The sequence below is a fragment of the Variovorax sp. UC122_21 genome (assembly GCF_044056785.1).
GTDB lineage: Bacteria > Pseudomonadota > Gammaproteobacteria > Burkholderiales > Burkholderiaceae_C > Variovorax.
Genome location: NZ_CP172003.1, coordinates 2,382,556 through 2,397,492 on the forward strand (window position 1 = coordinate 2,382,556; position 14,937 = coordinate 2,397,492).

Annotated in this window: 9 protein-coding genes and 4 pseudogenes; all 13 read right to left on the reverse strand. The window is 73.0% G+C overall.

Going from position 1 to position 14,937, the window contains the following annotated elements:
- Window positions 1-6: 6 nt before the first annotated feature.
- The gene (locus ACHMXE_RS11820; RefSeq protein ID WP_395346130.1) at window positions 7-984 is read right to left on the reverse strand and encodes a GDP-L-fucose synthase family protein; all 978 of its coding nucleotides are present in this window, start codon (window positions 982-984) and stop codon (window positions 7-9) included.
- A 52-nt stretch (window positions 985-1,036) separates the two neighbouring features.
- Complete coding sequence (locus ACHMXE_RS11825; RefSeq protein WP_395347362.1) at window positions 1,037-1,207, reverse strand: sugar transferase; 171 nt, start codon at window positions 1,205-1,207, stop codon at window positions 1,037-1,039.
- A 97-nt stretch (window positions 1,208-1,304) separates the two neighbouring features.
- Window positions 1,305-1,697 (reverse strand): annotated as a pseudogene (locus ACHMXE_RS11830) (sugar transferase); the annotation flags it as partial.
- Window positions 1,694-2,326, reverse strand: coding sequence for a tyrosine-protein kinase family protein (locus ACHMXE_RS11835; protein ID WP_395347363.1), 633 nt, complete (start codon window positions 2,324-2,326; stop codon window positions 1,694-1,696). The gene ACHMXE_RS11835 and the pseudogene ACHMXE_RS11830, both read right to left, overlap by 4 nt.
- Before the next feature lie 298 nt (window positions 2,327-2,624).
- Window positions 2,625-3,986: pseudogene (locus tag ACHMXE_RS11840) on the reverse strand (GNVR domain-containing protein); the annotation flags it as partial.
- A 66-nt stretch (window positions 3,987-4,052) separates the two neighbouring features.
- Window positions 4,053-5,234 (reverse strand): polysaccharide biosynthesis/export family protein, encoded by a 1,182-nt coding sequence (locus tag ACHMXE_RS11845; RefSeq protein WP_395346131.1) that lies wholly within the window; start codon window positions 5,232-5,234, stop codon window positions 4,053-4,055.
- 26 nt (window positions 5,235-5,260) lie between these two features.
- Window positions 5,261-6,205: a hypothetical protein gene (locus ACHMXE_RS11850; protein WP_395346132.1), complete on the reverse strand. Its 945-nt coding sequence runs from the start codon at window positions 6,203-6,205 to the stop codon at window positions 5,261-5,263.
- The gene (locus ACHMXE_RS11855) at window positions 6,202-7,017 is read right to left on the reverse strand and encodes a serine aminopeptidase domain-containing protein (protein WP_395346133.1); all 816 of its coding nucleotides are present in this window, start codon (window positions 7,015-7,017) and stop codon (window positions 6,202-6,204) included. The genes ACHMXE_RS11850 and ACHMXE_RS11855 overlap by 4 nt, the downstream gene beginning before the upstream one ends.
- On the reverse strand, window positions 7,014-7,799 hold the full coding sequence (locus tag ACHMXE_RS11860) for a 4'-phosphopantetheinyl transferase family protein (RefSeq protein ID WP_395346134.1): 786 nt from the start codon (window positions 7,797-7,799) through the stop codon (window positions 7,014-7,016). The genes ACHMXE_RS11855 and ACHMXE_RS11860 overlap by 4 nt, the downstream gene beginning before the upstream one ends.
- Before the next feature lie 61 nt (window positions 7,800-7,860).
- A complete protein-coding gene (locus tag ACHMXE_RS11865) occupies window positions 7,861-9,303 on the reverse strand; it encodes a condensation domain-containing protein (protein WP_395346136.1) in 1,443 nt (480 codons plus the stop codon).
- 73 nt (window positions 9,304-9,376) lie between these two features.
- Window positions 9,377-12,868, reverse strand: a pseudogene (locus ACHMXE_RS11870) (amino acid adenylation domain-containing protein); the annotation flags it as partial.
- Complete coding sequence (locus tag ACHMXE_RS11875) at window positions 12,865-14,340, reverse strand: aminotransferase class III-fold pyridoxal phosphate-dependent enzyme (RefSeq protein WP_395346137.1); 1,476 nt, start codon at window positions 14,338-14,340, stop codon at window positions 12,865-12,867. The gene ACHMXE_RS11875 and the pseudogene ACHMXE_RS11870, both read right to left, overlap by 4 nt.
- Before the next feature lie 433 nt (window positions 14,341-14,773).
- A pseudogene (locus tag ACHMXE_RS11880) lies at window positions 14,774-14,875 on the reverse strand (acyl carrier protein); the annotation flags it as partial.
- Between the last annotated feature and the right edge of the window lie 62 nt (window positions 14,876-14,937).

Below are 14,937 nucleotides of genomic sequence, written 5' to 3' on the forward strand. Positions count from 1 at the left end.
CGGCGCTCAGGCCGGCGCCAGGGTCTCGACCGGCCGCACCGCGCGGCTGTAGTCGGCATAGGTGCGCCGCAGCCCGTCGGTCAGCGGCATCGTGGCGCGCCAGCCGATGCTGGCGGCGCGCGACACCTCGAGCAGCTTGCGCGGCGCGCCGTCGGGCTGCGAGGTGTCGAACTCGATCCGCCCGCGGTAGCCGACCACCTCGCGGATGTGATCGGCCAGCTCGGCGATCGACAGGTCGTCCCCGGTGCCGAGGTTGATGTGGGCGCGCATCGGCTCGGTGTGCGCGTCGTAGACGGCGCGCGGGAGGTTCATCACCGCGATGCAGCCGTCGACCATGTCGTCGACGTAGAGGAACTCGCGGCGCGCGCGGCCCGTGCCCCAGATCAGCACGCTCGGCGCGGCGGTGGACTTGGCGAGGTGGAAGCGCCGGATCAGCGCCGGCACCACGTGGCTGTTCTCGAGGTGGTAGTTGTCGCCGGGCCCGTAGAGGTTGCTCGGCATCACGCTGCGGTAGTCGATGCCGTGCGAGGCGCCGTACTGCCGGTTGTAGCTCTCGCACAGCTTGATGCCGGCGATCTTGGCGATCGCGTAGGGCTCGTTGGTCGGCTCGAGCCGGCCGCCGAGCAGCGCCTCCTCGGCGATCGGCTGGTCGGCCAGGCGCGGGTAGATGCAGCTCGATCCGAGGAACAGCAGCTGCGTGACGTTCGCGAGGAAGGCCTGGTGCGTCACGTTGGCCGCGATCATCAGGTTCTGGTAGATGAACTCGGCCGGGTAGCTCATGTTGGCGTGGATGCCGCCGACCTTGGCCGCGGCCAGGTAGACCTGGTCGATGCGTTCGCTCGCGAAGAAGCGGCGCACCGCCTCCTGGTCGAGCAGGTCGAGCGCCTCGCGGTCGCGCGTGACGACCTCGTGGCCCAGGGCGCGCAAGCGCCTCGAGAGCGATTGGCCCACCATGCCGCGATGGCCTGCAACGTAGATACGCATAGGTTCTTTCGTGAAGTTCAAAAATCCGGGATCGATCGATGCGGCGGCTTCGCTAGCCCGAGCCGCGCGCGCCGGCCACCACGGCGAAGGTCTTGAACAGAATGGCGACGTCGTGGCGCAGCGACAGCGTGGCGACGTAGTCGGCGTCCATCGCGGCGCGGCGGCGGTAGCTCACCTCGCTGCGGCCGCTGATCTGCCACAGGCCGGTGATGCCGGGGCGCACCGCGCAGTAGTCGGCCCCAGTAGCCGCCGTACAGGTCCTTCTGCGAGAACATGCAGGGGCGCGGGCCGACCATGCTCATGTCGCCCTTGAGCACGTTCCAGAACTGCGGCAGCTCGTCGATGCTGTACTTGCGCAGGATCGCGCCGAAGGGCGTGATGCGCGGGTCGCGGTCCAGCTTCTGGTACTTGGCCCACTGCAGCCGCGCCGCCGCGTCCTCGCGCAGGTGGCGTGCCAGCACCCCGTCGGCGTCGGCCACCATCGAGCGGAACTTGTAGAAGCGGAACACGCGGCCGTTCTTGCCGTAGCGCGGCTGCATGTAGATCGCGGGCCGGCCCGAGCTCAGCAGCACGCCGATCCACACCAGCGCATAGGCCCAGCCGAACAACAGGAAGAAGCTGCCCGCCATGGCGATGTCGACGCCGCGCTTGGCGGCCATCAGCGCGCGCCCCTCGAGCGAAGGCGCGGCCGGCGCGGTCTGCAGCAGGCTCATGCGGCCGCTCCCGCGGTGCCCGGCGCGGCCAGCGGCGGTGCGAGGGCCGGGTACGCATGCGCGCGCACCCGGTAGGCGCCGTAGCGGTAGGCGTAGCTGCCGTAGTAGCGCTGGCGCGCGTCGAGCGCGTTGAGCACCACGCCCTGGAAGCGCGCGCCCGCGTGGCGAAGTTCCTTGATGCTCTGCGTCAGGTCGCCGAGCTCGTTGTCGCCGGCGCGCGCCACCATCAGCAGCGTGCCCATGTGGACCGCCATCTCGGCCGCCTCCGAGGCCAGCAGCGCGGGCGGCGCATCGACGATCACCGTGTCGTAGCGCTGCGAGAGCCGCTCGAGCAGCCGCGCGAAGGCCTCGCCGCACAGCAGGCCGGTGGGGTCGCGTGGCGGCATGCCGCTGGCCAGCACGTCGAGTTGCGGCAGCACGTCGCGGTGGATGGCGGCCCGTTCGTCGATCTCGCCGAGCAGCAGCTCCGCCAGGCCGTTCCGCGGCGGCAGTCCGAAGTACGGGCCCAGGCTGCTGCGCCGCAGATCGGCGTCGATCAGCAGCACGCGGCGGCCGCCGGCGGCGAGCACCACCGCCAGGTTGGCCGAGACGAAGCTCTTGCCGGCACCGGGCGTGGCGCTCGACACCATGATGCGGTTGTCTGCGCGCGCCCGGCAGCGCGAACTTCAGCGCGGTGCGCAGCCGGCGCACGCCCTCGAGCGCCGGGTCCTCGGGGTGCTGCATGGCGAGCACGTGCACGCCGGGCAGGCCGTGCTGCGCCGCGCGGTCGAGCAGGCGCTGGCGTCGGCTCAGCGCCACCGTGCTGTAGACCTCGAGGCCGGTGTGGGCCTCGATCTCGGCCGGGCTCGCGACCGTGGCGCGCCACGAGCGGCGCAGCAGCACCGCGCCCAGGCCCGCGAACAGCCCCGCCACCAGCGCCAGGCCCATCGCGATCGCCGCCCTGGGGCGGATCGGCTTCTCGGGCTGCAGCGCCGGGTCGAGCACGCGCACGTTGCCGATGCGGCCCTCCTTCGCGAGCCGCATCTGCAGCGAGCTGTTGAGCAGCGCCACGTAGAGGTCGGTGTTGACCTTGATGTCGCGCTGCATGCGCAGCGCGTTCTGCTGCAGCTGCGGCATGCGCCGGATGCTGAGCTCGACCGTGCCGAGCCCCTTGCGCAGCGCGGCGATCTGCGCGTCGATGGTCTGCACGCTGGGATCGCGCGCGGTGAAGCGCTCGGTCAGCTCGAGCCGCTTCTGGGTGGCGTCGAAGAGCTTGGCCTGCAGGGTCACGTTCTGCGTCAGCGCATTGCGTGCCTCGTCGTCCAGGCTGATGGTGCCGTTCTGGTTGCGGTACTGGTTGTAGGCTTCCTCGGACTGCTCGAGCTGCGACTTGAGCTTGGGCAGCTCGCCGCCGAGGAAGTCGAGCGCGCGCTGCGCCTGCGCGGTCTTCTGGTCGATGTTGAGCCGCACATAGAGCCGCGCCACCTCGTTGAGCAGGGTGGCCAGCTGCATGCGGTCGCCGTGCTGCCAGCTCAGGTCCATCACCGAGGACTGCTTGCCTTTCTCGATCACGCGCAGGTCGCGCTGCAGCGCGAGCAGCGTGAGCTGCTTCGACTGGCGCACCAGCTCGAACTGCGCGCCCGGCAGGCCGGCCATCGAGCCCACCAGCAGGTGCAGCGGGCCGAGCGCGGTCTCCACGTCGAGCGGCGCCCCCACCGTGCCGACGATCGGTTCGGCCAGCTTCGGATGCGTCAGCGTGAAGCCGCTGCGCGTGCCCGCCGTGAGCAGGAAGCGCGAGCCCTCGAGTTCGGGCGGCACGTCCATCTGCGCGACGACGATGCGCTCGGCGCCATGGACGTAGCCGCCCAGGCCCAGCAGGCCGGGCTCAGACAGTTCCTTGCTGCCGCGCGCGAGCCAGGCGCCGACCAGCGGCAGGTACAGCGGTTCGGCCTCGATGTAGAGCTTGGTGTCCTCGATGGCCTGGCCCAGCACCAGCCGCGACTTGAGGATCTCGGCCTCGCCCGCGGTCGGCGTCTTGGCGTTGAGCGCGCTGCTCGCCGACTCGCCCAGCAGGGTGCCGCCCGAGCGCTCGGCGTCTTCCACCTGCAGCAGCACGTTGGCCTCGTAAACGCGCGGACCGAACAGGGTGTAGAGCGCGCCCAGCAGCAGCGCGGCCGCGACGAACTTCGCGATCGTCCAGCGGTTGTCGAGGAAGAGGTCGATGTGTTCCCGCAGGCGCGAGCGCGCCAGGGGAGCATCGGCCGGCGGGTCCGCGGGCGCGGAGGCCGCGATGAGCGATCGGGCATTCATGGGTTCACCTCGTGGTCTGTCGGGGGCGGGGGCGGGGGGTGGGGGAGCGCGGCGAGCGGCGTGCCATCAGCGGCGGCTCGCCGTGCCGCCGAGGTTCACGACCTGGGCGGCGGGCAGGATCAGGCTGATCACGCGGTTCCAGCGCACCAGCGGCACCGGGTCGATGTAGACCACGTCGCGCGGCCGCAGCTCGAAGCGGTCCGCCAGCGCGAGCGCCACCGGGTTCTTCGCGTCGAGGTGGTAGACGTCGGGCACGTCGCCGCTGGAGTTGCGCACCACGTAGATCTGCCCGGGCGAGGAGGTCTGCAGCTCGGGGCCGCCGGCGTCGCCGATCGCCTCGTTGAGGCTCAGCCGGCCGTTGCGCATCAGCAGGGCCGAGGGCCGCAGGATCTCGCCCATCACGTAGACGCGGCTGTCGTCGCGCGTGCCGACGTTCACGACGTCGCCGTTGCGCAGCGGGATGCGGCCCGCGTCGTAGCCCTGGACCTGCAGCGCCGGCAGGTCGATCGTCAGCGCGCGCCCGTCGCGCGTGAGCACGATGCGCGAGCGGTCGGCGCTGGCGTTGGCGCTGCCCGCGCGGCTCAGGGCCTCGGCCAGCGTCATCGGCACGTCGGTGAAGATCTGCAGGCCCGGCATGCGCACGTCGCCCTCGACGTAGACGCGGCGGCTGCGGAAGGTCTGGATGCGCGCGCTGACCAGCGGGTCCTTGACGAAGGGCGCGATGCGCCTGGCGATCATCTCGGAGGCGGCGCTCTCGGTCAGGCCTTCCAGTTTGGTGCGGCCGATGTAGGGAAAGCTGATCTCGCCCTCGCCGTCCACGATGAAGCCCGGCGCGACGCTCACGCCGGTGGCGTCGGTCTGCTGCGAGATCACGGCGCCCTGGCTGGGCATCAGCTCCGGATGGCGGTAGACCACGATGCCGATCACGTCGCCGGCGCCGATCGTGTAGGCCGGCGACTTGCCGAAAAGTTCGCGGACCTCGGGCGACGGAGCCGTCGGCTGGCGCGCGGCCAGCTCGCGCACCAGCGCGGGCGTGATCGGCACGATCCGCGGCTCGCCGCGCGCGCCGGTCGGCCCGCTGGCGCCCGTGCTGCCCGAACTGCGCCAGGCGCCGCTGTCGGGCGAACTGAAGCCCGGGATGCCGCAGCCGGCCAGGCCGAGCGCGAGCAGTGCGTTCAAGGCCGCGGCGCCGAGGCGCGCGCGGCGCCCCGGGTGCGCGGCGGGGGCGGTTGAAACGAGGGGCGTCATGGGGTGTCCTTGGAATTCCGTGGGGGTCACTGCGGCGCGAGGGCGCCCGCGATGGGAGGGTCGAGCGGGGCCGCGGCGGTGCCGGGGCTGCGGCGCTCCGCGGCGGTGCCGCGGGCGCGGGCGATCACCCAGTCGCCCACGGCGCCGAGGAACAGCTGCTGCCCCCTGGCCGTGCAGACCGTGTGATCGAGGTCGCGCAGGAAGTCGTACTGCGCGGCCTGCAGGAAGGGTTCGTCGCGGAAGGCGCCGAGCTGGTCGCGTCCGCGGTCGCTGACATGCAGCGAACCCGAGTAGAGGAAGTGCAGCGCCACCTGGCGCGCCCAGAGGCGCCGCATGGTGGCGCGGAACCAGGCTTCGGCGACGACCGGCGGCAGCTCCTCGCTGAAGAAGCCCGGCAGCGGTCGCGCCGCGCCGGAACGCGACAACCAGCGCGACAGGCCGCGCCCGATCCAGCGCCGCACCTTGCCCGCGAAGGCGGGGTGGGCGGGCGCGGCCAGCGCGCGGCGCAGCGTGCGTTCCCAGCGCGCGCGCCGCTGCGGGAAGGCGAAGCCGTCGAACAGCGACAGGCCGATCACGCGCGCATCGACCATGCCGGCGCTCATCGCGTGCTCGGCGCCCGAGCACATGCCGACGATCACGAAGCGGCCGATGCCGAGCCGCGCTTCCACCAGGTCCATCGCCGCCTGCAGGTCGTGCACCGCGCGCAGCGCCAGCGGCACCGCGCTCGCGCCGCCGGGCGCCTCGCTGTCGCCGATGCCGCCGAGGTCCAGCCGCAGGCTGCTCATGCCCTGGGCGGCCAGCGCATGGGCCAGCTTGACGTTGATGCGCCGCGGCCCGACGCGGTGGTTGGCGCCCATGTTGAGCATCAGGCAGCACACCGGCAGCGGCTGGCAGTGCACGGGCTCGGTCAGCATGCCGAGCAGGCCGTCGCCGTGGCCGAAGCGCACCGGGCTTTGGGTCATGTCACTCATGGAGGGCCCCTTGCAGGCGGTTGAGCGCATCGGCCGGAACCATGGCGCTGTTGGGATAGGGATCGGCGGTCCAGTCGAGCCGGTGCTGGAAGTAGGCGAGGCGCACCGGCATGTGTCGCGACTGCTGCTCGGCCGCCCACTGGGGCGGTGTGGGCCTCGTCGGGGCGCGCGAGCACCAGCGTGTCGTGCAGCGCGGTCAGCGGCAGCGATGCCGGCACCAGCGCCGAGAGCTGGGCGCGCAACTGCGCCGACAGCGACACGCCCAGCGCCTCCTCGGGCACGGCCTGGGCATCGCGCAGGTAGCCGCGCCGCCAGCCGAGGTCGGGAATGCAGAAGGTGGTGTCGACCGCCTCCACGTGCCGCTCGCGCAGCATGCTTCCATAGCGCGGGCCGTCGATCACCGGCTCCCACAGCACCAGCCGCGCCGGGTCGCAGCGCCCGTTGCGCGCTGCCAGCACGGCGAGGGTGGCGCCCAGGCGCGCGCCGACCCAGACGATGCGCGCGTCGGGCGCGAGCCCGCGCAGCGTCTCGTGGGCCGAGCACAGGTCACGGCGCCAGCCGTCGAGTTCGCCCGCGCGCTCGTCGCCCGGCGAATCGCCGGTGCCGTGGAAGTCGAAGCGCAGGGTGGCGATGCGCGAGCGGGCGAGCCGCTCGGCCAGCACCTTGAAGAAGCGGTGCGTGCGCAGGCCTTCCTGGCCGAAGGGCGGGCACAGCAGCACCGCGGTGTCGCCCGGGCGCGGCTGTTCGGCGGGATGGAACAGGCCGAACAGCTGGCGCGAGGCCGGGCCGAACATGAGCGGGCGGGCCATCATCGCGTCACCTCCACGCCACGGACCGGGTCGCCGGCGAAGGCCGCGCGCGGATTCGCGCGCAGGGCCTGCATGGCGAGCATCTGCGACAGCGCCTCGGGCGTGTCGAACAGCGTCTCGGGCGCGCGCCATTCGGCGAGCGAGGCCACGCTGCCGGCCCGCGCGGGCGCCGGGCCCACCACCAGCCACAGGGTGCGGCCGCCCAGCGGGACCTCGACGCTGCGCAGCTCGGGCCGCAGGCCCACCTCCACCGTGTCGGGCCGCACCCGCAGGCCCAGGCCGATGGCCTTGAGGCAGGCTTCCTTGCGCGTCCAGCAGGTGAGGAAGGCGAGCCCGCGCCGCGCGGCCGGCAGCGCGAGCAGGGCCTCGTACTCGCGGGGCGTGAAGTGGCGCTCGGCCAGCGTCAGCGCGTCGGGCACGGGGCGCAGGTGTTCCACGTCGGCGCCCAGCGGGCCGCGCGTGCCGACCGCGATCAGCGCCAGTGCATGGCTGTGGCTCAGCGAGAACCGGATGCGCGGGCGCTCGGGCATCCACGGCTTGCCGAACGGGCCGCAGATCAGGCACAGCGTGTCGGCGCGCAGCGCGCTCTGCTCGGCCAGCGCGCGCCGCAGCGCGACGTGGGCGGCGATGAAGCGCTCGCGGTCGATGCCGAAGTGCAGGCGCGAGGCGCGCACGCGCTCGTCCTCGGACAGCTCGCGTTCGCAGTCCGGGTCCAGCCGCAGGTCGAGGTCGACGTAGCGGCACACGGGCGCGTCGATCGAGAGGGCGTAGCTCGTGAGGTTCATCGAAGTACCTCCGTGCTTCGCACTGCGGTGCGAGCTTGCCTGGGGCGGCCCGGCGCGGCGCTCATGCCCGGTCCCCGCGCAGCCAGCCACCAAGGGTGCGTCCCAGCAGCCCGAGCGTGCGGCCGGGCGCCGGCGCGCGCTTCGGCTCCCCGGCCGGCGCGATGCCCGCCGACGGCGGCGAGGCCGCCAGCTGCGCCAGGCTCTCGAACAGGTAGCGGCGCGGCTCGACGCGGCAGCCCAGGGTCAGCGCGGCGCGCTCGACCGAGCGCTGCACCAGCAGCGAATCGCCGCCGAGGTCGAAGAAGTTGTCGCTGGCGCGGATCTCGTTGACGTCGATGCCGATCACGTCGGCCCAGATCTGCGCCAGCCGCGCATGCTCGGGTGGCAGCACGTCGGCGAGTGCCGGCGCCGCCGGTGTCGCGTCCTGCACCGTCGGCGCTTCGCGCGGCTCGGCCGCGAGCTTGCGCAGGTAGGCCGCGCTGGCCGAGCCTTCCTCGGACGCCAGCTGCGCGAGCGTCGCGTGCGGGCGGTCGGCCGCGCGGCGCAGCAGCTCGAGGTAGCGCTCGCGCAGCTGGGCGCCAGTCTCGCGCAGGTAGATGTCGGCGTTGTAGATCAGCGCGCCCTCGAGCCCGTGCGGCGTGTCGAGCAGCCACACGCCGATGTCGTCGGTGGCGCCGCGCTGCAGCAGGTGCATCTGCTGCGTGCGCAGGCTGCCGATGCGTGAACCGCGTTCGCGCGCATCCTGGAACGAGAACATCGTCTGGTAGGCGCTGCCCGCGCGGGCCGGGCCACCGGGCTCGGCCACCAGGCGCTCGAACGGCACCTGCTGGCAACCCATCAGCGCGAGCAGCTCCTGCTTCACGTAGCGCAGGTAGTCGGGCAGCGTCAGGTCCATGTCGATGCGCAGCGACACCGGCAGCATGTTGTTGAAGACGCCCATCACGTTCTCGGTCTCGGGCTGCTGCCGGCCGCGCACTGGGTTGGCGACCACGAGGGTGTCGCTGCCGAGGGTGCGGCTCATCGCGAGCGCATGGATCGCGAAGCTGAACATGCTGAGCGTCACGTCGAGCGCGCGCGCGGTCTCGCGCAGCCGCTGGGTGGCGGGCAGGTCGATGGCGATCCATTGCGAGCCGCCCTGGCCGCTCCTGCCGGCACGGCGCGGCATGTCGGTGCGCGGCAGGCGCGGCGCGGCCACGGCGGCGGCGCGCTCGCGCCACAGTGCGCGCTGCGCCTCGAACTCGGGCGTGGTCATCCAGCCGGCCAGCCACTCGGCATAGTCGCCGTGGGTGGTCGCGAGCGCGGGCAGCGCGTGCGGGCGGCCGCGTTCGGCCGCGTCGTAGAGCGCGGCCAGCTCGGCCTGCAGCAGGTCGAAGGACCAGCCGTCCCAGACCAGGTGGTGCGGCACGAACACGAAGACATGCGCCTCCTCGTCGATGCGGAACAGCGCGGCGTGCAGCATCGGCGCGCGATGGATGTCGATCGGGCGGTCGGCCAGCTCCTGCATGCGCTCGGGCGAGTTCGGCCTCGCGCTGGTCGGCCGGCAGCTCGCGCAGGTCGATCACGGGCAGCGAGAAGTCGACAGCGCGGGCGATCGTCTGCACCGGCGCGCCGCTGGCCGGATCCACGCCCATGCAGGTGCGCAGCGCGGGCTGGCGGCGGATGATCTCGCGCAGCACGGCCTCGAAGCGCGCGGCGTCGAAGGCGCCGAGCAGCCGCTGCGCCGAGGGCGCGTTGTAGACCGAGCGGCCCGGGTGCAGCTCCTCCATGAAGCGGATGCGTTCCTGCGACGGCGTCATCGGCGCCAGCTCGCGCTCGAAGCGGCAGGGCAGCGCGGTCTGTCGCGTTTCGCCCGCGCCGCGCAGGGCGGCGATGACCGCGGCCAGCCGCTCGGCCGTGGGCGCCTCGAACAGGGTGCGCAGCGGCAGCGCGAGATCGAACTCGCGGCTCAGCAGCGTGGCCAGCCGCGCGGCCAGCAGCGAATGGCCGCCCAGGGTGAAGAAGTCGTCGCCCATGTCCATGCCCGGCAGGCTCAGCACCTGCTCCATCGCCGCGAGCACCTTGCGCTCGATCTCGTTGGCGGGGCCGGCGCCGCGCTGCGTCACCTCGCGCGGCAGCGTGCCCGGCGGCGGCAGCGCGACGCGGTCGAGCTTGCCGTTCGGCAGCGTGGGCAGCACGGGCAGCGTCACCACGTGCTGCGGCAGCATGAAGGCCGGCAGCTTCTCGCGCAGCTGCTTCATCAGCGCGCCGAGTTCGAAGGCCGCGCCCGCGGCGCCCGGCTGCAGCGCCAGGTAGGCCACCAGCCGCACGTCGCCGGGCCGGTCCTCGCGCGCCACGACCACGCTGCGCGAGACGCCCGGCGCCTCGTTGCAGCGGGCCTCGATCTCGCCGGGTTCGATGCGGTAGCCGCGCACCTTGACCTGGAAGTCCAGCCGTCCCAGATGCTCGAGCAGGCCGTCGTTGCGCCAGCGGCCGCGGTCGCCGGTGCGGTAGATGGCGGTGGCCTGCCCGAGGATGCGCGCGCCGACGAAGCGCTCCGCTGTCAGCTCGGGCCGCTCGAGGTAGCCGAGCGCGAGGCCGTCGCCGCCGATGCAGATCTCGCCCGGCACGCCGACGGGGCAGGGCTGCAGCGCGGCATCGAGGATCCAGACGCTGGTGTTCTCGAGCGGCTGCCCGATCGACACGCCGTGCGCGGCGATGGTGTCGCGTCGCATGTTCCAGGCCGTGGACCAGACGGTGGTCTCGGTCGGGCCGTAGACGTTCCACAGCTGCGCGCAGCGCTCGAGCAGCTCGAGCGCGAGCCGACCGCGCACCGGCTCGCCGCCGATCCAGCCGCGCAAGCCGGGCGCGCCGGGCCATTGCGCGTCGAGCAGCAGCTGCCACATGCCGGGCGTGGCCTGCAGCACGGTGACGTCCTCCTCCTCGAGCAGCGCGCGCAGGCGGCGGCCGTCCATCGCGGTCTCGCGCGGGACCATCACGATCTCGGCGCCCGCGGCCAGCGGCAGCAGCAGCTCGGCCACCGCGATGTCGAAGGACAAGGTGGTGACCGCGGCCAGCCGGTCGCCTTCGCCGAGGCCCGGTGCCTTGCGCATCGACTGCAGCAGGTTCGCCACCGCGCGGTGCGGCACGCACACGCCCTTGGGCGTGCCGGTCGAGCCCGAGGTGTAGATGACGTAGGCCGCGTCCTCGGGGCCGGCATCGTCGCCACCGGGCGGCAGGGCGCCCGCGGGCGCGCGCTGCCAGCCGGTGTCGCGGTCGAGCTCGAACACGCGCTCGGCGGCATCGACACGCCAGCCGCGCGGCGCGCAAGCGATATCGGATGTGGTGAGCAGCAAGGCGAGCCGGGCATCCTCGGCGTAGTGGTCGAGCCGCGCCTGCGGAAAGCCCGGGTCGAGCGGCACGTAGGCCGCGCCCGACTTCAGCACCGCCAGCAGTGCGACGACCATGTCGATGCCGCGCTCCAGGCACAGGCCCACGCGCTGGCCGCGGCCCATGCCGCGTTCGCGCAGCGCATGCGCGAGCCGGTTCGACTGCGCGTCGAGCAGGGCGTAGCTGCAGCGGCGCGAACCGTCGCGGATCGCGGGGCGCTCGGGCTGCAGCAGCGCGCTGGCCTCGAAGCCGGCATGCGCCAGCGGCAGGCCCGCCAGCGGGCTCGGCGCGGGCTGCAGCGCGAGCAGCTCGCGCGCCGCCTCGGGCGAGAGCAGCGCCAGCTGGCCGACCGTCTGGTCCGGCGCCTGCACGGCCGAGCGCAGCAGGCACTCGAACATGTCGAGCCAGCGCCGCACGCTGGCCTCGTCGAACAGGCCGGTGTTGTACTGGGCCTCGACCACCAGGCCGCCCTCGGCCGGGCGCAGGTTGAGGAACAGCTCGAAGTTCTCGTAGCGGCGCGGCACCGTGTCCTGCGTGACCTCGAGGCCGGTGAAGTTCTGCGCACTGCCGGCCACGTCGGGGTCGAGGTTGAACATCACGCTCACCAGCGGCTGGCGGCTCGCGTCGCGCTCGAGCGAGAGCTTGCCGAGCAGCGCGCCATAGGTCAGCGACTGGTGCTCGAAGGCATCGAGCACGGCCGTGCCGCATTCGCCCATCAGCGCGTCGAAGCGCTGTTGCCCGTGCACCGCGAGGCGCAGCGGCAGCAGGTTCACGCAATGACCGACCAGCCCCGGCATGTCGCGCGAGAGCTGGCCCGAGGCCGGAATGCCGATCACGATGTCGTCCTGTCCGCTCAGGCGGTGCAGCGTGGCGGCGAACGCGCCCAGCAGCCCCGCGAACAGGCTGGTGCCGGACTTCGCGCTCGCGGCGCGCATCGCGCTCACCAGCGCGCGATCGAGCCGGCGCTCGATGCGTTGCGAATCGAAGCCGCGCACCGCCGGGCGCGGCCGGTCGGTCGGCAGCTCGAGCACCGGCAGGGTGCCGGCGAAACGCGCGAGCCAATGGTCGACGTGCGCCTGCATGGCGGGCCCGGCCGCCTCGGCGGCTTCCTCGGCCGCGAAGGCCGCGTAGCTCGGCGCGGCGCGCAGCGGCAGGCCTTCGCCGATCTCGTCGGCATAGAGATGGCCGAGCTGCTCGGCGATGACGGCCCACGACCAGCCGTCGCACACCACGTGGTGCGCCGACATCACGAGTTCATGCTCGGCGTCTCCGAGCCGGTACAGCGCAGCACGGAACAGCGGACCGTGCTCGAGCGGGAACGGGGTGCACACCGCCGCGTGGTGCACGGCCTCGAGCGCCTGCGTGCGGCCCGCCGCATCGAGCGTGCGCAGGTCGCGCAGCTCGAGGGCCGGCAGCTCGCCGCCGCCGACCCGCATGCTGCGGCCGTCGGGCGAGAGGGTCGCGCGCAGCGACTGGTGGCGCTGCACCAGCCGCGCCAATGCGCGCGACAGGGCCTGCGCATCGAGCGTGCCGCGCAGTCGCAGCAGCACCGATTCGTTGTAGGCCAGCGAGGCCTCGGCGCTCAGCATGGCGCCGAGCCAGACCTCGCGCTGCGATTCGGTGGTGGGGATCACGCATTCGACGCTGCCGAGGACCGGCGCGGTGTCGATGGCGTCGGGGGTGGGGCGAAGCACGGCGTTCATGCGACCGCCTTCGCGTTCGCGCCACCGGCCGGGGCCGGGTCGGCCAGCGCGGGCAGCGCGCCGCCGTCGGCGGCCGGCACATACCAGAAGGGCTGGCCGTCGACGTCGCGGGCGAGCACCGAGCCGTCCCGCGCGTCCTTGCGCACCTCGAAGCTCAGGGGGCTGGGCGCGCGGCGCGGCAGGAAGTCCGACTCCTGCAGCTCGGCCACCGAGGCCTTGAACGCCGCCTGGATGGCCGCGATATCCTGCGCGCCGTGCGCGCTGGTCAGGAAGCAGGGAAAGTTGTCGAGGATGTGGATGCCGCGGCTGCGCATCATGGCGAACAGCAGGTCCTGCAGCGGATGCTCCTCGAGCCAGTTGACGCGCCACAGCGATCCGCAGCGCCCGATCGCGATCGGCGCGCCGACCTCCAGGCACCAGGCGCTCAGTTCGTCGGCCATGGCGCCGGTGCGCTGGTTCAGGCCCTCCTGCAGCGCCGCGCCGGCCTCCTTCAGGTGCGTGAGCGCGGCCTTGGCCGCGGCCAGCGCGAGCGGATGGCGCACGAAGGTGCCGGCGAAGTAGGTGACGCCGACGCCCGGGATGGAGTCGTCGCCGTACTGCCAGGCGCCGCCGTCGAGCGCGTCCATGTAGGCGCGCCGGCCCGCGACCACGCCGATCGGAAAGCCGCCGCCGATGACCTTGCCGTAGGTGGCGAGGTCGGCGCGCACGCCGAACAGCGCCTGCGCGCCGCCGAGCGCGACGCGAAAGCCGGTGATGACCTCGTCGAAGACCAGGCAGCAGCCGTGCTGCTCGGTGATGGCGCGCAGCGCGTGCAGGAACTCGCGCGGCTGGAAGTCGGGCCGCCGGCTCTGCACCGGCTCGACCAGCACGGCCGCCAGCTCGTCGGCATGCTCGCGGATGAAGGCCAGCGCCTCGGGCGTGCCGTAGTCGAGCACGCGGATGTCGCCGAACATGCCGCTCATCACGCCGGGCGCGGCGGACAGGCCCTTGGCATTGCGGCCCGCGCGCACCAGCACCTCGTCGAAGGTGCCGTGGTAGGAGCCGGTGAACACCACCACCGTGCTGCGGCCGGTGACGGTGCGTGCGATGCGCAGCGCCGCCATCACCGCCTCGGAGCCGGTGTTGCAGAGGGCGGCGCGGTCGCTGCCGGTGAGCTCGCAGACCAGGCCGGCGACGTCGGCCGCCAGCGGATGCTGCGGGCCGATCTCGTAGCCGGCGTCGAGCTGCCGGCGCACCGCCTCCTGCACGAAGTCGGGCTGCCAGCCGAACATGTTCATGCCGAAGCCGTTGAGCGCATCGACGTACTCGTTGCCGTCGATGTCCCAGAGCTTCGAGCCCTTGGAGCGCTCGACCACGATCTGGTAGGCGATCTCCTTGGTCAGCGGCCGGAAGCCGTTTGACCACGCGCGGATCGGCCATGTGGGGCCGGTTGTCCACGGTGAACTGCTTGCTGCGGCGCGTGCGCTCGACATAGCGGCGCACGAAGGCCGCGAGCCGCGCCTTCTGGCGCGCGCTGGGTTCGGCCGTGCGCTGCGTGTGGATGCGCGCGATGGCGCCGAAGGCCTTGGCCACGTCGTAGCGCTGCGGCGCGGTTGCGGCCGGAGCCGGTGCCGGTTCGGCGGCGGGCTGCGGGACGACGGCGGCAGCGGGCGCGACCGAGGCGGCGCCCGACAGCAGCGCGAGCTGCTGGCGCATGATGTCCATCTGCTGCGCAATCAGTTGGGGCAGCTGGAATGCGCCCGCGTTCTCATCGAACCGCGGCACCGCCATCGCGGGCATCACAGGCACCGTGACGGCGAGCGGCGCTGCGGGCGCCGCCGGCGCTTCGTCCGGCAGGCTCTGGCGCAGGAAGGCGCCCAGCGCATCGAAGCTGCGGTGGTTCTCCATCAGCTGCCGGAAGCTCAGTTCGACCTTGAAGTGCTTCCTGATCTGCGTCGCGGCCTGCGTCAGCGTCAAGGAGTCGAGCCCCAGTTCGGCGAACGGCGCATGCCCGTCGGCCTGCGCCATGTCGAGGCCGCAGATGTCCTCGAACAGCGCGCGCAGGCGGGCGTCGAGGGTGGAAGCGGACG